The organism is Shinella sp. R2-11, from assembly GCF_055330205.1.
In genome coordinates this window covers 639,587-662,225 of sequence record NZ_JBVAPC010000001.1, presented here as the reverse complement: position 1 = coordinate 662,225, position 22,639 = coordinate 639,587, and the positions used below count along the sequence as shown (strand labels likewise).

Genomic DNA, 22,639 nt, shown 5'->3' with positions numbered 1-22,639 from the left:
CCCGTTTACTGGGTCGCGGGGAGGTTGACGTCCACCTTCACGACGTCACCCGGCAGGACCGGCGTCGTCTCGGTGGCGCGGATCTCTTCGGCCTTGCCCTTGACGGTGCGCAGGATCGAATAGCCGATGTTGGCGGCCGAAAGCCCGCCCTTCAGGGAAGCCGCATCGGAGGACTGCATCAGCGCCTCGGACATGAGGTCGCGGCTAGTGCCGAGCTTCAGCGCCAGCGTGTCGAGCTCCTGCTCGGTGTTCTGCAGCTCCTGCGCCAGCTGGGCGTCCCAGTCGTTCGTAAGGTTCGTCTCGTCCTGCCCGGCCTTGTTGATATCCTGCCGCGCCTTCAGCGTGGCCGTGTCGATGTCGAGCAGGGCCGCCTGGAGATCGGCCGTGCGCTGTTCGAGCGCTAGGCGGCGCGAGCTGATGGCAAGGCCCTTCTCGGCCAGCGCATCCATCTTGGAAAGGTCGCCGTGGACGAGCTCGAGCTGGCGGGTCTGGGTCTCGGATTTCTTGCCGAGCGAACCGATCTCATTGTCGAGCAACGACTTGAGGTCGGCGAGCGCGGTCAATTGCAGGCGCAGCCGTTTTTCCCGCGAGGTCATCAATGCCTTCTCGCTCTCCATGATCGGGCGCGCCTCCTCGGATTTCTCGAGTTCCTTCGGCATCTCGATGTCCTTGGCCCCGCTCATCTCGGCGACGATGCGCGCCCGGCGGATGAGCAGGCGATTGCGTTCGGCGACGTAGACGGCCGCCTCGCCCTCCGACCGCAGGAAATCGCGGGCAAAACGCTGGCCGGGATCGGCCCGGCGCAGCCCGCCGCCGAAACTGACGGCCTTGAGCACCGTCAGCCCCGGCGCATAGGGATAGGCCCCCGGCGTCTGCACCTCGCCGGAGAGATAGACCGGCCGGTATTCGGCGATTTCCACCGAGGCGGAAGGCAGGTCCTTGAGGCCGAAGAGCACCTGCATCTTCTTGCCGATCTCGACGGAAAGCTCGGCGGCGGTGCGTCCGTCCGCCTGCAACTGCCCGATGAACGGCAGGGACAGCGCGCCATCCGCACCGATGCTGTAGTCGCCGCTGACGGCGCTCCAGTCGCGGATCGCGCCCTCGGCGGTCTGCCATTCGGCGACGCGGATGCGCAGCTTGTCCATCACGCCGAGCCGGTATTCCTCCGCCGAGGCGGCGGAGGCGAGCAGCAATGCGACGGCGAAGGCGGCCGATACCGTCTTGGTAATCGTCTTCATGAAGACCCCTCTCTTCAATAGCTGCCGCGCGACAGGCACACGGCCGGAATGGTGCGCGCGACGATGACGAGGTCGGAGGTGAGCGACCAGTTGCGGACATAGTGCGTGTCGAAGGCGATGCGGGCGGCATAGGAGACGTCGTTGCGGCCGCTGACCTGCCAGAGGCCGGTGAGGCCGGGGCGGCTGCGCAGATAGTAGACGGCGGACGCCTCGTAGAGCTCCAGCTCGTCCTCCACCACCGGGCGCGGGCCGACGATGCTCATCTCGCCCCTGAGGATGTTGATGAGCTGCGGCAGCTCGTCGAGGCTGAGCTTGCGCAGCACCGAGCCGACGACGGTGACGCGCGGATCGTCCTGGAGCTTGCGCGTCTCGCGCCACTCCTCCCGTGCCTGCGGGTTCTCGTCCAGATAGCGCTGGAGAAGGGCATCGCCGTTCTCCGCCATGGTGCGGAACTTCAGGCAACGGAAGGTCGATCCGTTGTAGCCGATGCGGCGGTGGCCGTAGAAGACCCTGCCGCCGTCGGAATATTTCACAAGCGCCATGATCAGCACGAAGATCGGGCTGAGCACGACAAGGGCGGCAAGCGCCACCAGAATGTCAAAGCTGCGTTTCGATATCCCCCCTACCGGCGGCGCGCCGGCTGCAATCGAACTGAAAAACGGCGAACTGGCCGATCTGCTCGCGGACTTCATAGAGATGGCTCCATTGGATTTGCGATATGGTCGGGTCCCTCGGACGCGTCCCGACATCCAATGCGGAGTGTATGGTCACAGTTTGTTTTTCGAAGCGTGATCGGCCGAATTGTTTACCCGTCGCCGGCATTTAAGAAATTCTTAATATCCGGGAATCTTGCGGATGAAAGTATCCGCCAAGTAACGGATCGCGCCTTGCGAAAAGAAATCCCCTGAACCGCCGGCGGTTTTGCGCCCGGCCACCCGCCGATCACTTCTTTTGAACGCCATGCCGCCAGCCGATTTACGTATCTATACGAGAACCGGCCGCCGAGGCGCTGCCGGGATAGGCGCGGATACCTGAAGACGGGGCATTATTTTGCAGTGCAATATTATCTTGCACTGCACATTTTTTCCATGAGGTATCGCTCATATTGTAACAAAGTGTGATCGGACAATTTCGGAGCCGCAACCCATCGGCTGCGGCCGCGAAGGGCGCACTCGCCCATACGGCGCATTTTCAGGCATCGGTGACGAAATCGCGGCAAGAAGGAGGCCGACGCGATTCTCCCGGCGGCCACAACCGGCTTAACGGAAGCGCAACACAAATGGACAAGGATCGGAACCGGCCCGCGGCGCACTGGTTAATCCTGATGATTGCACGCCCGCGTGCCGCACCCTATAGTCCTGAACGAGCCTGGAGGAGAAGGCGACCCACCGATGAAACTTGCGCCCGAAACGAAATGGCGGGAGAGCCCGGCCTATGCGCCGCGCTTCTTCCTGAGCATGGCGATCGCGCTCGTCGTCTTCGCCGTGATCAGCTATGCCAGCACGGGCTCCATCGCGATCACCGCGCTGCGCACCGTGGTCTGCGGTGTGCTCATCCAGGTCGGCTATTTCCTCGCCACGCTCTTTCTCGTGCGCCGCGCCGCGCGGGCCCGCCAGGCGGATCTCGAAAAGGCCAAGCCCAAGGTCTCCGTCTCGATGAACGAGCCCGGCCACTCCAAGCCCTGACCGCCGTATCCGGAAGGCCGTTTTTGTGCCCCCTTTCCCTTTCATGCTGCATTGCAGCGCAAACGCATGAAAGAGGTATGCCGTGATCCAGGATGAGAAGGTCTGCGTCATCATCGCCGCGAGGAATGCGGAAAAGACGATCGGCCGGGCCGTGCGCTCGGCGCTCGCCGAGCCCGAGGTCGACGAGGTCGTAGTGGTGGACGACGGCTCGGACGACCGCACCATGGCGGCGGCGGCCGCCGCCGACGACACGACCCGGCGGCTCGACATCATCCGCTTCCGCGCCAACCGCGGACCGTCCGCCGCGCGCAACCACGCCATCGCCGTTTCCCGCGCGCCGCTGATCGCCATCCTCGACGCGGACGATTTCTTCTTCCCCGGCCGCTTCCGGCGCATGCTCGCCTGTCCGGACTGGGACTTCATCGCCGACAATATCGCCTTCATGCAGGAGGCCGACACGGCCCCGCAGCCGGAGGACTTTCCGCCGCATCCGCGCCGGCTCGATCTCAGGGACTTCATCCTCGGCAACATCTCGCGCCGCGGCGCCCCACGCGGCGAGCTCGGCTTCCTGAAGCCGGTCATGCGCCGCGCGTTCCTTGACGCCCACGACCTGCGCTACCGCGAGGACATGCGGCTCGGCGAGGATTACGAGCTCTATGTGCGGGCGCTCCTTGCCGGCGCGCGCTATACCGTCATCGAAAGCTGCGGCTACGGCGCGGTGGTGCGCGCCAATTCGCTGAGCGGGCAGCATCGGACGAAGGACCTCGCCGCGCTGCACGAGGCCGAGCGCACGATCCTCGCCGCCGGCAACGTGCCCTCGGAAGCAGCCGAGGCCATGCGCCGCCACTGCCGCCAGGTCGGCCAGCGCCACGCGCTGCGCCATTTCCTAGACCGCAAGCGCGAGGGCGGCGCAGGCGCGGCGCTGGCCTATGCCGCCGCGAACCCCACCGCCCTACCCGCCATCGCCGGCGGCATCCTGCGCGACAAGCTGGACGCGGCGCGGGGGAGGATGCGCACGGAACCCGCGCCCCAAGAGGGATTGCGCTATCTGCTGCCTGCCGGGCGGTAATCCGCCCTGCTCTATGAAGGAAACCCGCGCCGTTCTGCCTCCTTCCCCCCGCTTGCGGGGAGAAGGTCGCGGCAGCGGGATGAGGGGCGGAACGGCAGCCGGAACCTCAGCCATAGCGGGTAGGTGGGCGCAGCAAACGCCCCTCATCCGCCTGCCGGCACCTTCTCCCCGCAAGCGGGGAGAAGGTGATGGGGCGAGGTCGTGCCTCAAGGGCCGTCTTATTCCTCAGAGATAGTCCCGCCGCACGCCTTCCAGCACCGCGTAAAGCCGCGCCTTCCGTTCCGAAAGACGCGCATCCGTGCTGAGCTGCGGCTCCGCCCGGCTCGCCTGCCACAGAGCCAGCGTCGAAGGCGCGGCGAGGACCTGCTTGGCGGCGCTGCGCAGGCCGGAGCGGGGCGCGGCCTGCGCGACGGCGACGGCGCCGCGGCCAGTGGCCTGCTCCGCGCCCTCGTAATCGACGCCCCAGAAGCGGGCGCCCTTGATGATGGCCTCGGCGCGGGTGGAGATCGGGATGCGCCGGGCGGTCGGGTCGACGCCGACCGTCGCGGCCCAGTCGCGCCACTTGAAGCCGTTGATATTGGCCGAGGTGCTGACCGCCACCCAGGGCACGCGGAAGGCATCGGCGAGGATCGCGCCGTGCATGGATTCGGCGATGATCAGCTCGCAGGCGGCGATCTCGCCGATCACGTCCTTCGCCTCGCCGCGCGGGTCGATATAGTGAATGCCCGCCGTCGCGCAGACGACCGGCCACAGCCCGGCCACCGCCGATTCCCAATGGGGCACGAAGGCGCATTTATGCCGCTTCGGCTGGTTCGCGAATTCCGGCATGTCGGCGACCAGCACCGCCGGATCGACGATGCCGAGTTCCTCCGGCACGCCGACCTTCCCGGCGGTCAGCGGGCCGCGCACGCAGCGCACGTCCCAGAGCTCCCGGTCGCGCATGTCCGGCAGCGTACCGTAGCCGAAGCCGCTGCCGAGCACGAGCTTGCGGCCCTCCTTCGGCAGGAGCGCGCTGTTCAGCACCGTGCCGACGCCGACGAGCAGCACGTCCTCATGCGCCTCGCGGAACCCCGGCAGCAGGAAATCCCAGAGCCAGAGATTGAGGTCGTCACCGAAATTGCCGTGCTGCGATTCCCAGTAATAGGGCTTCATCCAAAACTCCTGTCAGTTCAGCGGGAGAACTTGCCGACGGCAAGCCCGACGGCGCTCGCGAGAATGCGCGGATCGCGCATCGCCCAGCGGGCCAGCATGTCGAATTGCGGCAGCTTGCGGCGCTTGACGCGCCGGGCCTGGCTCCAGAGCGCCTGCCGGCGCGCCGTCTGCTTGTAGGAGCGCAGCGAGGCGACCTCGGCGGGGCGCTCGGCGAAGCGGCTCTCCAGCCGGTCGAGCGCCACCCAGGTATTGAACTGCTGGCGAAGGAACTGCGGCGAATCGTTGTCGACGCCGTGGAAGATATTGATCCCTTCCCCGCGCACCGCGCCCGCCGCACCGCTCAGCACCACCCGCCGCGCGGCGAGCACGCAGTCGCAGAAGAACAGCACGTCCTCGGCCGCAAGCCTCAGCGCCGCGTCGAAGCGCACCCGCTCGAAGACCGGCCGGGCGATGACCATGGCGGACAGGTGCAGGAAGCTCCAGTTCTTCAGCATGACCTGCGTGAGATCGGGAATCTCGATCAGCAGCGGATCGTCATTGAGACGTACCGTCGCCTCCGTCTTTTCGAGGTCCTCAACCCCGAAATGATAGTAGAAGGCATCGCCCCCGGTGATCGAGGCGAAATAGCAATCGGCGGAAAAATGCGTCATCGCGGCATGGGCGATCGCGAGGTGATCGGGCGCCAAGGTATCGTCCGAATCAAGGAAGGCGACGAAGTCGCTCGCCGCCGGAACATGGTCGAGCCCGGTGTTGCGCGCGCCGCCCGGCCCGGCATTCTCCTGGCGTATGACGCGCACGCGCGCCTGCTCCGCCTCGCAAAAGTCGATCAGATCGCCATCGGGCGGATAGGGGGATTCATCATCGACGACAATGACGTCGAAGTCGTTGAACCCTTGAGCAAAAACGGACGTGAGCGCACGCCTCAGGATGCCCGGCTCCTTCTGGTAGAAGGGGATGATAACTGTCAGCTTCGCCATCTTTTCGTCCCTGTGGTTTCTCTAGAAAGAGGTTCGTCTGGTCTCCTCCCACCGGGGCGCGGCCGTTTCCGGCGCAGGCTTTTCGTCTCGTCCAGGCTCCTTTTGTGAAGCGGAATCCACCCATGTCCCAGTCCGTCAACGCGAAGTCGGTAACGCGAAACGTCGGCTGGAGCGTCCTATCCAAGACAAGCACATTCGGGCTTAAATTTGTCACCGTGCCCATTCTCGCCCGGCTCCTGACGCCCGAAGAGTTCGGCGCGGTGGCCGTCGCGCTCGCGGTCGTGCAGTTCCTCGCCATGATCGGCGGGGCGGGTCTCGCCTCCGCCCTCATCCTCGAACCGAGGGAGGAACGGGAGACGATCCACTCGGTCTTCTGGGCCAATCTCGGCTTCGCCTGCCTGATGGCGGCGGGGCTTTATGTCTTCGCCGAACCGCTGGCCGACTGGTTCGGCGCGGCGGATGCGGCCTGGCTGCTCCGGATCATGTGCCTGCTCATCCCGTTGCAGCTTGCCGGCGACGTCGCCTATGCGCTGGTCGCCCGGCGCATGCAGTTCAGCCGCGACGCGCTGTGGAGCATGATCTCCGAATCGCTCGCCGCCATCGCGGCGGTCATCCTCGCCATCGCCGGCTTCGGCGTCTTCGCGCTGGTCGCCCAGCTCTTCGTCGCCGGGGTCATCCGGCTTGCCGGCCTCTTCTTCGTCTCGCGCTACCTGCCGCGCTTTCGCTTCCATGCGGCGAGCGTCGTGCGGCTGACGCGCTTCAGCCTCGGCCTGATGGGCTCGGAGGTCGCCAATTTCGTCACCTTCCAGTCGCCCATGGTGGTGATCTCGCGCTTCCTCGGCCTTGCCGATGCCGGCGCCTATTCCGCCGCCAACCGCTTTTCCAGCATTCCCAACCAGGTGGTGCTGTCCGGCGTCATGGGCGTGCTCTTCCCCGCCTTCAGCGCGATGATGCACGACCGCGAGCGCCGCTCGCAGGCGCTGATGCTCAGCACGCAGGTGACGACGCTCCTGCTCGCGCCGATGATGTTCGGCCTGTGGGCGCTGGCCGAGCCTTCCATGCTGCTGCTCTTCGGCCCGCAATGGGCGGCCGCCTGGCCGGTGCTCGGCCTTCTGGCACTCTCCAAGGGGCTGCTGACGCCGTGCAGTACCTTCATCCCCTATCTCAAGGGCTCGGGCCATGGCGGGGCGCTCTTCTGGTGGGCGGTCGGCCGCGCCGTGGCGACCACCGCCGCCGTCGCCTACGGCGCCTATGGCGGCACGCTCATCGAGGCGATGGTCGCCCTCTGCCTCGTCAATGCCGTCGTGCTCGTCGGCTATTCGCAGGTGGTGTTCCGGGCGGACGGGACGCCATTCCTGTCCGGCTTCTACCGCTCGATCCGCCCCATGCTCACCGCCGCGCTGATGGCGCTCGCCGTGCGCTACGCGCTCAATCACTATCTCGCGCCGCATTTCCATCCCGTCCTGCAGGTCGCCATCGGCATCGCGCTCGGCGGCGTGATCTATGCGGTCCTCACCCTTCTCACCGAGCGGCCGCTGCTGCGAAAGCTCCTCGACATGGTGCGCCGTCCCCGCGCCTCCGCCGTCGCCAGCCTGCCTTGAGCCTGCCCCATTTCGAGGCCCGGCGGCCGGAATTACCGCAGTCTCGCGGAGAATCGGCATGGCAAAGGCAAAAAAATTCGACGCCGCCTTCACCCAGAAATTGCGGATACATCAGTAATTTCGAATAAGCTTCAAAGTATTGAAGCACAGGTCTTCACATTTCCCTCACGCATATGTGAGCGTGTATTTCCGCCGGCATGCAATTCCGCGCGATATGCTGCAATGCAACCGGCCGCACTGACGAATTTGCTGCGTTGCCATATTTTCCGCCGCCCCGTCACCCAAACTCCTCTTCACGGGGCTCACGCCTCATTCGCTTGAAAGCCGCCCCACCGGCGGCCCACCAGAGGGGTGACGGAACCGTGCAGATCGACGCGACCGTTTCGGCACGCATCAACATGATGCGCATCGTGCTGATCACCGGGATCATCTTCGTGCATGTTCCCTACGATCCGGCGACGAGCCCCTATGCGGGCACGTTCGGCGGGCTCGACTGGCCGCGGGTGTTCCTGGCGGACAGCCTCTTCCGCATCGGCGTGCCTTGCCTTTCCGCCATCTCCGGCTACCTGCTCTTCCATCGCGGCATCGAGGCCTTCGATTACCGCCGGACGCTGCGCACCAAGGCATCGACCATCCTCCTGCCCTTCCTTCTCTGGAACACGGCCTTCCTCGCCCTCGTCTATCTGGCGCAGTCGCGCGGCATCGGCTTCGGCTACCTGCCCGATGTCGTCAACGCCACGCCGCGCGAGCTGATGAATCTCGGCCTCGCCGTCGAGAGCTGGCCTATCGACATCCCGCTCTATTTCCTGCGCGACCTGCTGCTCTGCCTCGTCCTGTCGCCGCTGATCGCGCTCGCGGTCCTGCGCTATCCGCGCATCGCGCTCGCCCTGATGCTGGCCTATGCGGTGCTGCCGCTGCCGAACGGCATCTTCCTGAAGAAATCCATCCTCTTCGGCTTCAGCTTCGGCGTTACGATGGCCCTCCACCACATCGATATCCGCCGCATGGACCGCTTCGCCCTGCCGGTGACGCTCGCCGTGCTGGCGATGGCGCTGGGGCTGTCGGCCGCGCTCTATGCCTATGGCCCGGAATTCCCCGTCTGGCTTGACATGCTGCGCGGCCTTGCGGCCATCGCCGGCATCTTCGGCGCATGGGCCTTCTCGGCGCTGCTCATCCGCACGCGCGCCGGAAAGGCGCTGGCGCGGCTCGGCGGGCTCAGCTTCTGGATCTTCTGCGGCCATTATCCGCTGCTCGTCCTGTTCTGGATGATCTGGAACCGGCTCGGCATCGCCCACTACCCGCTGTTCTACGCGGCAAGCCCGGTCCTTGCGCTTGCCATCCTCGTTTCCACCCACGCGGCCACGCGGCGCTTTTTGCCGGCGCTGCACGCCATCCTCACCGGCCGCCGCACGGGCCAGCGCAAGCAGCCCGCGGCCGGGCGACACCCGCATCCGGAGATGGAGCCCGCCGGTTCCATCGCCCAAAGGAGGTGACCATGACCGTTTCCCCGAAGATCACCCTCACGGCATCCGCCCTTCTCGTAGCGCTTGCCGCCGCAAGCCCCCTTTCCGCCCAGGACAGCGCGAACGGCACGTCCTTCGTCGAGGAATTCGACCGGCTCGACACCTCCCGCTGGTATATCTCCGACGGCTGGAACAACGGCGCGCACCAGAACTGCACGTGGTCGAAGGATTCCGTGAAGGTGGAGGGCGGCAAGCTCGCGCTCTCCTTCGACGCCAAGCCGGCCGGCGACCGCCAGTATGCCTGCGGCGAGATCCAGACCCTGAAGCGCTACGGCTACGGCACCTATGAGGTGCGCATGAAGTCGGCGACGGGTTCCGGCCTCAACTCGGCCTTCTTCAGCTATATCGGCCCGACCGACAAGAAACCGCACGACGAGATCGACTTCGAGGTCCTGGGCAAGGATACGTCCCGCGTGCAGGTCAACCAGTATATCGCCGGCAAGGGCGGCAACGAGAAGCTGGTCCCCGTTCCGGGCGGGGCCGACGGCGGCTTCAACGACTATGCCTTCGTCTGGCGGAAGGAGCGCCTCGCCTACTACGTGAACGGCACGCTCGTGCAGGAGGTGACGGACGCCACGAAGCTGCCCACCCATGCGCAGAAGATCTTCCTGTCGCTCTGGGGCACCGACACGCTGTCCGGCTGGATGGGCCGCTTCGCCTTTACAGGGCCGGCGACGATGGAGGTGGAGCGTATCGCCTTCACCGCCGAAGGCGAGCCCTGCCAGTTCGACGGTTCCGTCGCCTGCCTCGTGAACTGAGCGGACGGCGCCGATGCTTCAGGTCCTCTATCTCGTCCACGATCTGTCCGATCCCGCCGTGCGCCGGCGGGTGCTGATGCTGCAGGCGGGCGGCGCTTCGGTGACGCTCGCCGGCTTCCGCCGCGGCGAGAACCGGCTTGCCGGGATTGAGGGCATCACGCCCGTGCAATTGGGCGCGACGAAGGATGCCCGCTTCGGCCAGCGCCTCCTGGCGGTCGCCGGTGCGGCGGCGACGCTTTCCAGCAAGCTCGCCGGCATCCCGCGGCCGGACGTCATCCTCGCCCGCAACCTCGAAATGCTGGCGCTGGCGGGCCGCGCCTCGTCCCGCTTCGGCACTGTCCCCATCGCCTATGAATGCCTCGACATCCACCGCCTGCTGCTGCGGGGCGGCATGGTCGGGCGGGCCTTGCGGGGGGCGGAGCGCCATTTCGGCCGCAAGGCGGGCCTCGTCGTCACCAGCTCGCCGGCTTTTATCGAGCACTATTTCAAGCCGCTTTCCGGCATCCGCGCCCCCTTCCACCTGCTGGAGAACAAGGTGCTGGAGCTCGACGGCGAGGCGGACCTTCCCGTCCGCACGCGCCCTGCTGGAGAACCCTGGCGCATCGGCTGGTTCGGCGCGATCCGCTGCCGCAAGTCACTCGATCTCCTCTCCGCCTTCACCCGGCGGATGGAGGGGCGCTTCGAGGTGGTGCTGTGCGGGCGGCCCGCCTATTCCGAATTCGACGATTTCGACGGCCGCATCGCCCGCGAGCCCTTCATCCGTTTCGAAGGCCCCTATCGCAACCCGGAAGACCTGCCCGCCATCTATGGCGCGGTCGATTTCACCTGGGCCATCGACTTCTTCGAGGAAGGCCGGAACTCGCTCTGGCTGCTGCCGAACCGCCTCTATGAAGGCTGCCGGCACGGGGCGCTGCCCATCGTCCTCGAAGGGACCGAGACGGCGCGGCTCGCCCGCGAGCGCGGCATCGGCATTTCGCTTTCCGACGACCGTCCCGAAACCCTCGCCGGCCGCTTCGCCGACTTCGACGCCGCCACTTATGAGGCGCTGCACGCCGATCTCGCCAGGCTCGGCGCGCGTCCCTGGGTGCTCGACCGCGCCGACTGCGCCGCCTTCGTCCAGCGCCTCGCCGCCCTTCGCCGGCCGGCCGGGCAGGCGGCGGCGTTCGCCCCTCTTCCCTCCCTCGCGACAAACAAGGTGGATTGCCATGACCGCTGACGCCGCCGCATCCGTGCGTTGCCTGATCGTGATTCCCTGCCTCAACGAGGCGCGTTACCTGGAGCCGCTGGTCCGCCATCTCGAACCCACGCTCTGCGACCTCAACGCGACGCTCGTCGTCGTCGACGGCGGCAGCACGGACGGCACGCTCGACATCGCCCGCCGCCTCGCCGCAAGCGTGCCGGACATGCATGTTCTCGACAATCCGAAGCGCATCCAGAGCGCGGCGATCAACCTCGCCGTCGCCACCTTCGGCGTCGAGCACGACTATCTCATACGCATCGACGCGCACGGCACCTATCCTGACGGCTATTGCCGCGTGCTGGTGGAGGATGCGCTGGAGACCGGGGCGGATTCCGTCGTCGTCGCCATGCGGACCGTCGGCTTCGGCGCCTTCCAGAAGGCGACCGCCTTCGCGCAGAATTCCGTGCTCGGCAATGGCGGGGCCAAGCATAGGGCAGGCGCGGAAAGCCACTGGGCGGACCACGGCCACCACGCGCTGATGCGCATATCCGCCTTCCGCGCGGTCGGCGGCTATGACGAGACCTTCACCGCCAACGAGGATGCCGAATACGACTACCGGCTTCACCAGGCCGGCTACCGCGTCTGGATGACGGCGCGCACCAGCATGGTCTATTACCCGCGCTCAAGCGCCCTGCCGCTCTTCCGGCAGTATTTCGGCTATGGCCGCGGCCGGGCGCGCAATCTCCTGAAGCACCGCGCGCGCCCCGGCCTGCGCCAGCTCCTGCCGCTGATGGTCGCCCCGGTCGCCGCCGGTGCCTGCCTCGCGGCGATCACCTGGATCGCCGCCGTGCCCTTCGTGCTCTGGGCCGCCGCCTGCATGGGCTACGGCGCGTGGATGGCGCTCGGCGAGCGCAATCCCTACGGCCCGCTCGCCGCCGTCTCCGCCATGATCATGCATTTCGCCTGGTCGGCCGGCTTCTGGCGCGAGCTGCTCGACATCCGCCAGCGGAGGGCCTTCGCATGACGGCGCCGCTTCGCATCGACATCGCGGTCTGCACCTTCCGCCGCCCGGCGCTGAGCGAGACGCTCGCCTCGCTCTCGAAGCTGATCGTTCCGGCCGGCGTGCGCCTCGGCGTCATCGTCGCCGACAACGACATGGAGCCGAGCGCCCGCCCCCGCGTCGAGGCCGCCGTGCCGCTGCTGCCGACGGATATCGTCTATGTGCATTGCCCGGCCGGCAACATCTCCATCGCCCGCAATGCCTGCCTCGACTATACGGACGCCGACTTCATCGCCTTCGTCGACGACGACGAGATGGTGGACCCGCTCTGGCTCGACCGGCTGCTCGCGGCGGCGGAAAGAAGCCGCGCCGACGTGGTGCTCGGCCCGGTGCGCGCGCTCTACGGGCCGGACGCGCCCGGCTGGATGCGCAGTGGCGACTTCCACGCCACGCGCCCCGTCTGGGTGAACGGCGAAATCCGCACCGGCTATACCTGCAACGTGCTGATGCGCCTTGCCGCCCCCTCCATCGCCGGCCGGCGCTTCGACCTTGCGCTCGGGCGGAGCGGCGGCGAGGACACCGCCTTCTTCACCGCCGTCCACGCGGCCGGCGGCCGCATCGCCTTTGCCGAGGATGCCTGGGTGGAGGAGCCGGTTCCGGCCTCCCGCGCCCGCTTCTCCTGGCTGGCGCAGCGCCGGCTGCGCATGGGGCAGACCCACGGCCGGCTGCTCGCCGCGCGGCACGAGGGTGCCGCCCGGCTGAGCGCTGCCGGCCTTGCCGCCGCGAAATGCACGGCCTGCCTTGCCGGCGCCACGGCCTTCGCCCTCTCGCCGGTGCGCCGCAACCGTTTCCTGCTGCGCGGGCTTCTCCATGCCGGCGCGGTCGGCGGGCTCTTCGGCACCCGTGCCATCGAGCCCTATGGCAAGCTGGAGACGGCGCCATGACGGAACCCGACGTCAGCATCGTCATCGCCGCCTACAACGCGGCCGACACCATCCAGCGCGCCATCCGCAGCGCGCTGGCGCAGGAAGGCGTGACGGTGGAGGTGATCGTCGCCGACGACTGCTCGGCCGACACGACGCGCGAGGCCGTCACCACGCTCCGCGCGCCGGCCGTGCGGCTCGTACCACTCGACAGCAACAAGGGTCCCGGCGGCGCACGCAATGCGGGCTTTGCCGCCGCCCGCGGCCGCTGGATCGCCGTGCTCGACGCCGACGACACGATGCGGCCGGACCGCCTTCGCCGCATGATCGACGCGGCCGAAAGGCAGGGCGCCGCCGCGGCGGTCGACAATATCGACGTGCTGCATGGCGACGGCCGGAGCACACGGATGTTCCCCCGCGACCTTCTTGCCGCCACGCCGCAGCTGACGCTGCCGGCCTTCATCGATTCCAACCGGATTTTCCGCGCCACGCATAATTTCGGCTACATGAAGCCGGTCTTCCGCCGCACCTTCCTCGAAGACAACCGCCTCGCCTATGACGAGGCGCTGAGGATCGGCGAGGATTACCTGCTGCTCGCCGCCGTGCTCGCCGCCGGCGGGCGCTGCGCCGTCGTGCCCGAGGCCGGCTATCTCTACCATATCCGCGAGACCTCGATCTCCCGCGTGCTGCATCTCCACCATGTCGAGGCCATGCTTGCCGGCGACCGGCGGTTCCTCGCCCGCTTCCCGCTGCAGGGCGAGGCCATGGCGGCGCAACGCCGCCGCACGCGTAGCCTTGAGGAGGCCCGCGCCTTCCTCGCCCTCGTCCGGCATCTCAAGAACCGCTCGCTCGGGCCCGCCCTCAAGGTGGCGCTCGGCGATCCCGTCGCGCTCCGGCATCTTTCCATGCCGATCGCTGCCCGGTGGCGCCGCCTGACGGCGTCCCCGGCGTCCCATGCGGCGGCCGCATCCGGCCAGCCGCTCAAGAACAAAGGATAATTCCATGGTGCGAACCAAGACCGTCCGCAAGGCCGTCATCCCCGTCGCCGGCAACGGAACCCGCTTCCTGCCCGCCACCAAGGCCATGCCCAAGGAAATGCTGACCATCGTCGACCGGCCCGTCGTGCAATATGCCCTCGACGAGGCGCGCGAGGCCGGCATCGAGCATGTCGTCTTCGTCACCAGCCGCAACAAGCAGGTCATCGAGGACCATTTCGACGACACGCCGGAACTCGTCGCCGCGCTGGAGAAATCCGGCAAGGACGAGAAGGTGAGCGAACTCAGCGAGCTGCTGCCGGCCGCCGGCTCGGTGAGCTTCACGCGCCAGCAGGCGCCACTCGGCCTCGGCCATGCCGTCTGGTGCGCCCGCGACCTCATCGGCGACGAGCCCTTCGCGCTGCTCCTGCCCGACATGATCTCCTTCGGTGCGCGCGGCTGCATGGCGGGCCTGATGGAGCTTTACGAGGAGGTCGGCGGCAATGTCGTCGGCGTCGAGCAATGCGCGCCGGAAGAGGCCTCGCAATACGGCATCGTCGGCAAGGGCGCGGCCGTGCGCCATGGCTTCGCCGTCACCCATATGGTGGAAAAGCCGAAGGCGGGCGAAGCGCCGTCCAACCTTTTCCTCAACGGCCGCTACATCCTCCAGCCGGAAGTCTTCGGCCATCTCGCCCGCCAGAAGCGCGGCGCGGGCAACGAGATCCAGCTCACCGACAGCATGCTGAAGCTCTCCGAGACGCAGCCCTTCCACGCCCATCCCTATGAGGGGCGGACCTACGATTGCGGCTCGAAGCACGGCTTCATCGAGGCCAATGTCGCCTTCGCGCTCGCCCGCCCGGATATCGGCGCGGCCGTCTACGAATCCCTGCGCGACATGGTCTTGTCGCACGAGGGCCGGATTCGCGCGGCATAATCCCGTGGCTCCGGGCCGGTTCCAGTCCGGAGCCGCATCCGGGGAGGAAAGCTTTTCATCGCGCCGAAAGGCAGAACGGAGCCCCATGCATCAACGCACCGTACCGCACAGCAGCATCCTGCGACGGGAACCGGACCCTTCCGATTCCTTCATCGACCTCAACCGCCTGCTGGCGATCCTCGTCCGCCGGGCCCGGCTGATCGGGCTCTCGGTGGCGCTCGCCGTGGCGCTCGGTATCGCCTATCTCCTGTTCGCGACGCCCGTCTATACCTCGCAGACGCAGATCCTGCTCGACGAGGACCTGTCGCGCTATGCCGAGGAGAGCGAACCCTCGCCGCAGAGCAGCCAGCAGATCGACATGCGCATATCGAGCGCCGCCGAGATCCTGAAATCCGGCCGGCTGGCGCTGCGCGTCGTCGACGACCTGAAGCTTTCCGACAACGAGACCATCCTCAACCCGCCGCAATCGCCCGTCGCCATGGTCAAGGGCTGGGCGAAGGCCCTGACGTCCTCCGGCCCGGACGTCCCGGAAGAGGCGCTGGCGAACGGGCGGCGCGAGAAGGCCGCCGCCACGCTGCAGCAATCCCTGACGGTGGAGCGCGCCGGCCGCAGCGCCGTGCTCGCCGTCTCCTTCCGCTCGACCGACCCGCAGCTCGCTGCCGCGATCACCAAGCGCTATGCCGAAGCCTTTTTCGAAGACCAGCTCAGCGCCAATTTCACCGCGACGGAACAGGCCTCGACCTGGCTGCAGGAGCGCCTCACCGACATCCAGGCCCGCGCGCAGGACGCCGCGCTGGAGGTCGAGCGCTACCGCGACGAGAACGGCCTCACCACGGCGCGCGGCGAACTGATGTCCGAGCAGCAGCTCGCCGATCTCAACAGCCAGCTGATCCTGGCGCAGGCGGACGCCGCAAGCGCCTCGGCACGCTATGCCCAGTTCAAGGCCATCGTCGAACAGGGGCCGGACAAGGCCGTCGACAACGCCTCGATCCCGACGCAGCAGGCGGGCGGCTCGGTGCTTCAGGAGCTGCGCGAGCGCTACAATTCCGTCGTCAAGCGCGCGCAGGACATCACGCAGAATTTCGGCGCGGACCATCCGCAGGCGGCAGCGCTCAGGGCCGAGAAGGAAGACCTTGCCGGGCAGATCTACCGCGAGCTCCAGCAGCTCACCGCCAGCTACCGCAACGAATACGAGGTCGCCCGCTCGCGGGAAACGTCGCTGCGCGAGAACATCGACAAGGTCGCCGGCAGCAATGCCGTGGCGAACCGCTCCTCGGTGCGCCTGCGCGAACTGGAGCAGAAGGCGACGGCCCTCAAGGCGCTTTCCGAATCCTATCTCAGCCGCTTCGAGCAGGCCTCGCAGAAGCAGTCCTTCCCCATCGCCAAGGCGCGGGTGATCTCCGATGCCGGCGTGCCGACCGCGCCGTCGAGCCCGAAGAAGACGCTGGTGCTCGGCCTTTCGCTGGTGCTCGGCCTCATGGCCGGCGGGGCGCTGACCTTCGTGCAGGAGCTGCGCGAGCGCGCCTTCCGGCTGGAGAACGACGTGCGCACGATCCTCGGCCTGAAGCCGCTCGGCTACCTGCCGCTCGTCGGCGGGCAGAAGAAGCGCAAGCCCGCCATGATCGGCGCGAAGGCGGTGAAGGCCGAGCCCGCGCCGGGCGAGGCGGACGAGGACATACCGCTGGAACGCATGACGCGCATCGTGCTCGACGCGCCGCGCTCGGCCTTCGCCGAAACCCTGCGCAACGCCAAGCTGACCAGCGAGACCATGCTGACCGGCCGCGAAAGCCGGGTGATCGGCGTCACCTCGGCACTGCCCGGCGAGGGCAAGTCGACGGTCGCCACCAATTTTGCCGCGCTTCTCGCCATCAGCGGCAAGCGCACGCTGCTGATCGATGCCGACGTGCGCCGGCCGGGCCTCAGCGCCATGATGAAGCCTGCCCCGCAGGTCGGCCTCATCGAGGCGGTGAGCGGCGAAATTCCCTGGACGCAGGCGGTCAAGACGGACCGGCGCTCGCAGCTCACCATCCTGCCCATCGCGCTCGGCAAGGACGTGGCCCGCCGCCACGACGGCAACGAGCTGATCAGCTCGCCCGCCATGAAGCAATTGCTGGACGAGGCGCGGCAGGCGTTCGACTACGTGATCGTCGACCTCGCGCCCGTCGGCCCGGTCGTCGACGCCAAGGCCTTCGAGCCGCTGGCGGACGGCTTCCTCTTCGTCGTGGAATGGGGCAAGACGCCGTCGAACCTCGTGCGCGACCTGCTTGCCGCCGAGCACCGCATCGAGGCCAAGACGCTCGGCGTCGTGCTCAACAAGACGGACATGGCCGCCCTTGCCCGCTACAGCGATGCGGGCGCGGCGGAAAAGTACCGCGACCTCTACGACCAGTACTATACCGACAACATGGAGGCCGCCGCCCGCAGATAGGGCGGCGGTTTCACCTGCGCCGTGCCAGCATGGAGCGGGACAGCACCACGGCAAGGCCGATGAGGATCGTCGCGGCGATGAAGAGGAAGGCCGCCGCCGCGATGGCCGGGCTGATATTCTCGCGGATGCTGGAGAACATCTGCCGGGCGAGCGTGCGCTGGTTGGGGCCGGCGACGAAGAGCGTCAGCACCACCTCGTCGAGCGAGGTGGCGAAGGCGAGCACCGCGCCCGACAGCACGCCCGGCATCGCGAGCGGCAGCGTCACCCGGCGAAAGACCGTGACCGGCGATGCGCCGAGGCTTTCCGCCGCAAGCTCCACCCGCCCGTCGATGCCGGCGAGCGCCCCGGTGACGCTGACCACCACGAAAGGCACGGCGACGACGGTATGCGCGATGATGACCCCGGCATAGCTGTTGGTGAGGCCGAAGCGGGCGAGCAGCACCTGCATGCCGACGCCGAGCACCACGGCCGGCACGACCATCGGCAAGAGGAAGAGCGTGCGGAAGGTGCCGCGCATGAAGAGCGTCCGGTTGCGCAGGCCGAGCGAGGCGGCCGTGCCGAGCGTCGTGGCGAGCAGCGTCGTGCCCGTGCCGACGATCAGGCTGTTGACGATCGCCCGCTGCCAGGCATCGGCGGTGAACAGCTCCGTGAACCAGCGCATCGACCAGGCGGGTACCGGATAGGTGAGGATGACGCTCGAGGTGAAGGCGAGCGGCAGGATGGCGACGAGCGGCGCCACCAGGAAGAGGATGGCGAGCGTTGCGAAAGTGAGGCGGGCAAGGCGCATCGGCATGGTCAGCGCCTCCCCGGCTCGTCGGCCGAAAGCCGGGCGTAGACGGTGTAGAGCGCGAGCGTTGCGATGAGCAGCACGACGCCGAGCGCGCCCGCCATGCCCCAGTTGGCCGAGCCGGTGGCGTAGAAGGCGATGATCGAGGAGATCATCTGGTCGCCCGGCCCGCCGATCAGCGCCGGCGTGATGTAGTAGCCGATGGCCGAGATGAAGACGAGGAGGCCGCCGGAGGCGACGCCTCGCAGGCTGAGCGGCAGGAGCACGCGCAGGAAGGCGCGCAGCGGCGGCGCGCCGAGCGAGGCGGCCGCCGGCATCAGGTTCTTCGGAATGGTGATCAGCACCGAATAGATCGGCAGCACCATGAAGGGCAGCAGCACATGGGTCATGGCGATGATCACGCCGGTGCGGTTGAAGATCAGCGGCAGCGGCGCGCTCGTGAGCCCGAGCCATTGCAGGAGGTCGTTGATGAGTCCCTTTTCCTGCAGGAGGATGAACCAGGCGGCGGTGCGCACCAGAAGCGAGGTCCACAGCGGCAGCAGCACGGCGGCCAGCATCAGGTCGCGCTTCCAGCCCGTCAGCGAGGCGGCGATGATGGCATAGGGATAGCCGATGCACATGCAGGCGAAGGTGACGAGCGCCGAAATCCAGAAGGTGCGAACCAGGATCACCCGGTTGACCGACTGGTCCGGCGGAAGCTGCTCGATATGGCCGTCGGCATTGCGGCCGAGATCGACGGCGGCCAGAAGGTTGCGGTCGGTGAGCGGCGAGAGCGCATCGGCGATGGCGAGCCAGAATTCGGGCCTTTCCCAGCGCTTGTCGACCGCGGCGAGATCGACCGGCGGGCCGGCGGGATCGGCGAGCGCCGCCGTCGTCTTCGACATCAGCGTGCGGAAGCCCGAACGGGCGCTGTTGAGGCGGCGCACCATGTCGCCGAGCGCCTGCTGGTCGTCCACCGCCTTGAGGTCGGCGATCAGCGCTGCCTGCATCTGCGGCGTCGGCGGCGACTTGCGGTCCCAGCCGGCCAGCACCTCGGCGCTCTGCGGCAGGAGGCGCAGCACCGCCGTGTCGGAAACCGACTGCGACATCATGCTGAACAGCGGCCAGACGAAGAAGGCGACGAGAAAGGCCACGAGCGGCGCGATCAGCAGGACCGAACGCCCCGCGCGGGAGCGCCCGGCGCTCATGACACCTGCCCCGGCGGCAGGATGACGCGGCAATCGCCGGCCGAGAAGGCGGCGAAGACCTTCGTACCGGGCGTGAACTCGCGCGAGCGGCGGCCGAGCTTGGCGATCAGCGGATGGCTGCCGGCGGCAAGCTGCACGCGCAGGTGATCGCCCTGGTAGACGGAATCGGCGACCTCGGTCTCCAGGCAATTGTTCGCCCCGCTCGCCGTTTCGGCAAGGTCGATCCGCTCGGGACGGACGGAGAGGAAGACGGGCTGGCCGGCGGAAACCTCCGCCGGGGCGGCGGCGAGGATCTCCGCGCCGGAACCGAGCCGGACGGCGGCCTCGCCCCCGGCGACGCGCGCGACGACGCCCTCCAGAAGATTGGTCTCGCCGATGAACTCAGCCACGAAGCGGGTGGCCGGCTCGTCATAGACCTGCCGCGGCGTGCCGATCTGCTCGATCCTGCCCTTGTTGAAGACGGCGACGCGGTCCGACATGGTCAGCGCCTCGGACTGGTCATGGGTGACGAAGACGATGGTGAGCCCGAGGCGGCGGTGCAGGTCGCGGATGTCGAGCTGCATCTGCTCGCGCAACTGCTTGTCGAGCGCGCCGAGCGGCTCGTCCATCAGCACCACGCGCGGCTCGAAGACGAGGGCGCGGGCGAGCGCCACGCGCTGCTGCTGGCCGCCGGAAAGCTGGCTCGGCCGGCGCTCGCGCATGGTGGAAAGCTGCACCATGTCGAGGGCGCGCGTCACGCGCTCGGCGATCTCCGCCTTGCCCAGCCCGCGCATCTGCAGCGGGAAGGCGATGTTCTCGCCGACAGTCATGTGCGGGAAGAGCGCATAGCTCTGGAAGACGACGCCCATGTCGCGCCGGTGGGTCGGCACGTCATTGACGGCCTGGCCGTCGACGAGGATCGCGCCGGATGTCGGCTGTTCGAAGCCGGCGAGCATCATCAGCAGCGTCGTCTTGCCCGAGCCGGAAGGGCCGAGCAGGCTGACGAACTCGCCCTTGGCAATGGAAAGGTCGAGATTCTCGACGACGCAGAGCGCGCCGTAGAATTTCGTTATGCGGTCGAAGCGGATGAATTCGGCCAACGGGTGCTCCCTCGCGCGTGCGGCGTCCGGGGGCGCGGAAAGCCGCGCCCTCGGAATTGCAGCAGACTTACTGGGCGAGCCAGGCGTTGAACCGCTGGGTCAGCGCCTCGGAATTGTCGATCCAGAAATCGACATCGAGCGAGAGCGCATCCGTCATGTTCGCCGGTTCGGTCGGCAGGTCCTTGGCAAGCTCCGGCGGCACCTTGGCGGCGGCTTCCTTCACGGGAAGGCCGTAGGCGACATATTGCGGAAGCTTCGCCTGGTTGTCCGGCTCGCTGGCGAAGGCGATGAAGTCCTGCGCGGCGTCCTTGTTCTCGGCGTCCTTCAGCACGACCCAACTGTCGACGGCATAGATGCTGCCCGGCCAGACGACCTTGAAGTTCTTGCCCTCGGTGCGGTTGATGCCGGTGATGCGGCCGTTATAGGCCGAGGTCATGGCGACTTCGCCGGAGGCGAGGAACTGGAGCGGCTGCGCGCCCGATTCCCACCAGACGATGTTCGGCTTCAATTCGTCGAGCTTCTTGAAGGCGCGGTCGACGCCCTCGTCGGTCGCCAGCACGTCGTAGACCTCGTCCTTCGACACGCCGTCGGCCAGAAGGGCGAATTCGAGCGTGTATTTCGGCCCCTTGCGCAGCGAGCGCTTGCCGGGGAACTTCTCGACGTTCCAGAAATCCGCCCAGGAGGCCGGGCCTTCCTTCAGCTTGTCGCCGTCATAGGCGATCGCCGTGGACCAGACGATGGCGCCGACGCCGCAATCGTTGACGGCCGAATCGAGGAACTTGTCCTTGCCGCCCATCTTGTCCCAGTCGATCTTCTCGTAGAGGCCGTCGGCACAGCCGAGCGCCAGCTCTTCCGCCTCGACCTGCACGGCATCCCAGTTCGGCGCGCCGGCCTTCACCTTGGATTGCAGCACGCCGATGCCGCCGTCCCAAGCCTCGTCCAGCACCGGCTTGCCGGTCTTTTCCGCGAAGGGCTTGAAGTAGATTTCGCGCTGGCCGTCCTGGTAGTTGCCGCCCCAGGAGACGACGGTGAGGTCGCGCGCGAACGCCGGCGCGGCAAGCCCCGCCGAAAGCGCCAGCACGGCCGCCGTCAGAATGCCCTTCCTCATGCTCTTGGTCTTCATGCTCTGCATCGTACTCCCCTTTTTTCGTTTTTTCGGACCGGCCCGATCGCCGGTCCCGAACGGTCCGTCCAAGACGGCAGCCCCTCCCGGGCCGGAGGCCTTCGCGCGATGTTCGCACCGCGGCAGGCGCCTCGTTCCTCTTTGATTTGCTATCGGGCCAATTCAGGCATTCCCGCCCGTCCCGGTCAATGGCTTTCTTGCGCCGTCAGACGTGCTGGCCTCCATTGATATGGATCTCGGCGCCGTTGATGTAGGATGATTGTTCGGTGCACAGGAAATAGATCGTCTCGGCGACCTCGCGCGGCTCGCCGAGCCGGCCCATCGGCACTTCGGCGGCAACCAGCTCGTCCGTGCCGGGCGAGAGGATCGAGGTCTCGATCTCGCCGGGGGCGATGGCATTGGCGCGCACACCGCGCTTGCCGAATTCGTGCGCCATTTCCCGCGTCAACGATGCAAGCCCCGCCTTGGAGGCAGCATAGGCGACGCCGGCAAAGGGATGGACACGCGAGCCGGCGATGGAGGTGACGTTGACGATCGAGCCTTTGGCGGCCTCCAGCTCCGGCAGCAGCGCACGGGCGATCAGCGCGGTCGAGACGAGGTTGACGTTGAGCACGTGGGTCCAGACGTCGGCGGTCGTCTCGGCGACGCCGAGGCGGCTCCTGTCCGGCCCCTTCGGCGAGATGCCGGCATTGTTGACCAGCGCCTGCAGCCTGCCGGAGGGCAGGCGCTCGCGCACCGTCGCGGCGAGGCGGTCGATCTGGGAAAGGTCGGCGAGATCCGCCTGGATATGGCTCTCGCGGGCGGAGGGCCAGGCGCATTCCTCGGAGAACGGCTGGCGCGAGACGGTGAGGATGCGCCAGCCCTTCGACTGGAAGAGCTTGACCGTCGCATGTCCGATCCCGCGGCTTGCCCCCGTCAGCAGCATGGTGGGGCGTTCTTCGGTCATGCGGGACTTCTCCGTTGATGCTTGATACATCGTAATGCGCGGCGGGCGAAATGCAAGCCTCGACGAAAGGTGGAG

General features: G+C 67.4%; 20 protein-coding genes. 11 read left to right on the top strand and 9 right to left on the bottom strand.

Annotated features, from left to right (window positions below; translation table 11 throughout):
* Positions 1-5: 5 nt before the first annotated feature.
* Together ACZ1A1_RS03145 and ACZ1A1_RS03140 are read right to left on the bottom strand one after the other, a co-directional pair.
* Complete coding sequence (locus tag ACZ1A1_RS03145; RefSeq protein ID WP_463618723.1) at positions 6-1,238, bottom strand: polysaccharide biosynthesis/export family protein; 1,233 nt, start codon at positions 1,236-1,238, stop codon at positions 6-8.
* A 14-nt stretch (positions 1,239-1,252) separates the two neighbouring features.
* Complete coding sequence (locus ACZ1A1_RS03140) at positions 1,253-1,930, bottom strand: sugar transferase (protein WP_463618721.1); 678 nt, start codon at positions 1,928-1,930, stop codon at positions 1,253-1,255.
* A gap of 699 nt (positions 1,931-2,629) precedes the next feature.
* On the opposite strand from ACZ1A1_RS03140, the gene ACZ1A1_RS03135 reads away from it, so the two are divergent.
* Both ACZ1A1_RS03135 and ACZ1A1_RS03130 read left to right on the top strand, forming a co-directional pair.
* Positions 2,630-2,923 (top strand): exopolysaccharide production repressor protein, encoded by a 294-nt coding sequence (locus ACZ1A1_RS03135; protein ID WP_463618720.1) that lies wholly within the window; start codon positions 2,630-2,632, stop codon positions 2,921-2,923.
* Between the two features lie 82 nt (positions 2,924-3,005).
* Positions 3,006-3,992, top strand: a complete 987-nt coding sequence (locus ACZ1A1_RS03130) for a glycosyltransferase family 2 protein (RefSeq protein ID WP_463618719.1) — start codon at positions 3,006-3,008, stop codon at positions 3,990-3,992.
* Between the two features lie 225 nt (positions 3,993-4,217).
* Here the strand turns inward: ACZ1A1_RS03130 and ACZ1A1_RS03125 are convergent, their stop codons facing one another.
* Both ACZ1A1_RS03125 and ACZ1A1_RS03120 read right to left on the bottom strand, forming a co-directional pair.
* Complete coding sequence (locus tag ACZ1A1_RS03125) at positions 4,218-5,144, bottom strand: polysaccharide pyruvyl transferase family protein (RefSeq protein WP_463618718.1); 927 nt, start codon at positions 5,142-5,144, stop codon at positions 4,218-4,220.
* A 17-nt stretch (positions 5,145-5,161) separates the two neighbouring features.
* Complete coding sequence (locus ACZ1A1_RS03120; RefSeq protein WP_463618717.1) at positions 5,162-6,121, bottom strand: glycosyltransferase family 2 protein; 960 nt, start codon at positions 6,119-6,121, stop codon at positions 5,162-5,164.
* Positions 6,122-6,243: 122 nt separating this feature from the next.
* Here ACZ1A1_RS03120 and ACZ1A1_RS03115 point away from each other — a divergent pair, with 122 nt between their 5' ends.
* From ACZ1A1_RS03115 to ACZ1A1_RS03075, 9 genes are all read left to right on the top strand, one after another.
* Complete coding sequence (locus ACZ1A1_RS03115; RefSeq protein ID WP_463618716.1) at positions 6,244-7,722, top strand: lipopolysaccharide biosynthesis protein; 1,479 nt, start codon at positions 6,244-6,246, stop codon at positions 7,720-7,722.
* A 362-nt stretch (positions 7,723-8,084) separates the two neighbouring features.
* Entirely contained in the window at positions 8,085-9,215 is a 1,131-nt protein-coding gene (locus ACZ1A1_RS03110) for an acyltransferase family protein (protein WP_463618715.1), read from the top strand.
* A 2-nt stretch (positions 9,216-9,217) separates the two neighbouring features.
* Complete coding sequence (gene exoK, locus ACZ1A1_RS03105) at positions 9,218-10,003, top strand: endo-1,3-1,4-beta-glycanase ExoK (protein WP_463618714.1); 786 nt, start codon at positions 9,218-9,220, stop codon at positions 10,001-10,003.
* Between the two features lie 13 nt (positions 10,004-10,016).
* Positions 10,017-11,219, top strand: coding sequence for a glycosyltransferase family protein (locus ACZ1A1_RS03100; protein WP_463618713.1), 1,203 nt, complete (start codon positions 10,017-10,019; stop codon positions 11,217-11,219).
* Positions 11,209-12,207 (top strand): glycosyltransferase family 2 protein, encoded by a 999-nt coding sequence (locus ACZ1A1_RS03095; protein ID WP_463618712.1) that lies wholly within the window; start codon positions 11,209-11,211, stop codon positions 12,205-12,207. The genes ACZ1A1_RS03100 and ACZ1A1_RS03095 overlap by 11 nt, the downstream gene beginning before the upstream one ends.
* Positions 12,204-13,127 (top strand): glycosyltransferase family 2 protein, encoded by a 924-nt coding sequence (locus ACZ1A1_RS03090; protein ID WP_463618711.1) that lies wholly within the window; start codon positions 12,204-12,206, stop codon positions 13,125-13,127. The genes ACZ1A1_RS03095 and ACZ1A1_RS03090 overlap by 4 nt, the downstream gene beginning before the upstream one ends.
* Positions 13,124-14,104, top strand: a complete 981-nt coding sequence (locus tag ACZ1A1_RS03085; protein ID WP_463618710.1) for a glycosyltransferase family 2 protein — start codon at positions 13,124-13,126, stop codon at positions 14,102-14,104. The genes ACZ1A1_RS03090 and ACZ1A1_RS03085 overlap by 4 nt, the downstream gene beginning before the upstream one ends.
* 4 nt (positions 14,105-14,108) lie before the next feature.
* Positions 14,109-15,014: a UTP--glucose-1-phosphate uridylyltransferase gene (locus ACZ1A1_RS03080; protein ID WP_463618709.1), complete on the top strand. Its 906-nt coding sequence runs from the start codon at positions 14,109-14,111 to the stop codon at positions 15,012-15,014.
* Between the two features lie 85 nt (positions 15,015-15,099).
* A complete protein-coding gene (locus tag ACZ1A1_RS03075; RefSeq protein ID WP_463618708.1) occupies positions 15,100-17,442 on the top strand; it encodes a polysaccharide biosynthesis tyrosine autokinase in 2,343 nt (780 codons plus the stop codon).
* Positions 17,443-17,452: 10 nt separating this feature from the next.
* On the opposite strand, the gene ACZ1A1_RS03070 is transcribed toward ACZ1A1_RS03075, so the two are convergent.
* From ACZ1A1_RS03070 to ACZ1A1_RS03050, 5 genes are all read right to left on the bottom strand, one after another.
* Positions 17,453-18,235: an ABC transporter permease gene (locus ACZ1A1_RS03070; protein ID WP_119255173.1), complete on the bottom strand. Its 783-nt coding sequence runs from the start codon at positions 18,233-18,235 to the stop codon at positions 17,453-17,455.
* Positions 18,236-18,237: 2 nt separating this feature from the next.
* Positions 18,238-19,416 carry an ABC transporter permease gene (locus tag ACZ1A1_RS03065; RefSeq protein WP_463618707.1) on the bottom strand — a complete coding sequence of 393 codons (1,179 nt, stop codon included), beginning with the start codon at positions 19,414-19,416 and terminating at the stop codon, positions 18,238-18,240.
* Positions 19,413-20,495 carry an ABC transporter ATP-binding protein gene (locus ACZ1A1_RS03060; protein ID WP_463618706.1) on the bottom strand — a complete coding sequence of 361 codons (1,083 nt, stop codon included), beginning with the start codon at positions 20,493-20,495 and terminating at the stop codon, positions 19,413-19,415. The genes ACZ1A1_RS03065 and ACZ1A1_RS03060 overlap by 4 nt, the downstream gene beginning before the upstream one ends.
* Before the next feature lie 67 nt (positions 20,496-20,562).
* Positions 20,563-21,603, bottom strand: coding sequence for an ABC transporter substrate-binding protein (locus tag ACZ1A1_RS03055; protein ID WP_415213801.1), 1,041 nt, complete (start codon positions 21,601-21,603; stop codon positions 20,563-20,565).
* Between the two features lie 220 nt (positions 21,604-21,823).
* The gene (locus ACZ1A1_RS03050) at positions 21,824-22,564 is read right to left on the bottom strand and encodes an SDR family NAD(P)-dependent oxidoreductase (RefSeq protein WP_463618705.1); all 741 of its coding nucleotides are present in this window, start codon (positions 22,562-22,564) and stop codon (positions 21,824-21,826) included.
* Between the last annotated feature and the right edge of the window lie 75 nt (positions 22,565-22,639).

Excerpts from the sequence above, each read along its gene's own strand:
- ACZ1A1_RS03145 (WP_463618723.1), bottom strand. The coding sequence starts at position 1,238 with ATGAAGACGATTACCAAGACGGTATCGGCCGCCTTCGCCGTCGCATTG.
- ACZ1A1_RS03140 (WP_463618721.1), bottom strand. The coding sequence starts at position 1,930 with ATGAAGTCCGCGAGCAGATCGGCCAGTTCGCCGTTTTTCAGTTCGATT.
- ACZ1A1_RS03135 (WP_463618720.1), top strand. The coding sequence starts at position 2,630 with ATGAAACTTGCGCCCGAAACGAAATGGCGGGAGAGCCCGGCCTATGCG.
- ACZ1A1_RS03125 (WP_463618718.1), bottom strand. The coding sequence starts at position 5,144 with ATGAAGCCCTATTACTGGGAATCGCAGCACGGCAATTTCGGTGACGAC.
- ACZ1A1_RS03120 (WP_463618717.1), bottom strand. The coding sequence starts at position 6,121 with ATGGCGAAGCTGACAGTTATCATCCCCTTCTACCAGAAGGAGCCGGGC.
- ACZ1A1_RS03115 (WP_463618716.1), top strand. The coding sequence starts at position 6,244 with ATGTCCCAGTCCGTCAACGCGAAGTCGGTAACGCGAAACGTCGGCTGG.
- exoK (WP_463618714.1), top strand. The coding sequence starts at position 9,218 with ATGACCGTTTCCCCGAAGATCACCCTCACGGCATCCGCCCTTCTCGTA.
- ACZ1A1_RS03100 (WP_463618713.1), top strand. The coding sequence starts at position 10,017 with ATGCTTCAGGTCCTCTATCTCGTCCACGATCTGTCCGATCCCGCCGTG.
- ACZ1A1_RS03095 (WP_463618712.1), top strand. The coding sequence starts at position 11,209 with ATGACCGCTGACGCCGCCGCATCCGTGCGTTGCCTGATCGTGATTCCC.
- ACZ1A1_RS03090 (WP_463618711.1), top strand. The coding sequence starts at position 12,204 with ATGACGGCGCCGCTTCGCATCGACATCGCGGTCTGCACCTTCCGCCGC.
- ACZ1A1_RS03085 (WP_463618710.1), top strand. The coding sequence starts at position 13,124 with ATGACGGAACCCGACGTCAGCATCGTCATCGCCGCCTACAACGCGGCC.
- ACZ1A1_RS03080 (WP_463618709.1), top strand. The coding sequence starts at position 14,109 with ATGGTGCGAACCAAGACCGTCCGCAAGGCCGTCATCCCCGTCGCCGGC.
- ACZ1A1_RS03075 (WP_463618708.1), top strand. The coding sequence starts at position 15,100 with ATGCATCAACGCACCGTACCGCACAGCAGCATCCTGCGACGGGAACCG.
- ACZ1A1_RS03070 (WP_119255173.1), bottom strand. The coding sequence starts at position 18,235 with ATGCCGATGCGCCTTGCCCGCCTCACTTTCGCAACGCTCGCCATCCTC.
- ACZ1A1_RS03065 (WP_463618707.1), bottom strand. The coding sequence starts at position 19,416 with ATGAGCGCCGGGCGCTCCCGCGCGGGGCGTTCGGTCCTGCTGATCGCG.
- ACZ1A1_RS03055 (WP_415213801.1), bottom strand. The coding sequence starts at position 21,603 with ATGAGGAAGGGCATTCTGACGGCGGCCGTGCTGGCGCTTTCGGCGGGG.
- ACZ1A1_RS03050 (WP_463618705.1), bottom strand. The coding sequence starts at position 22,564 with ATGACCGAAGAACGCCCCACCATGCTGCTGACGGGGGCAAGCCGCGGG.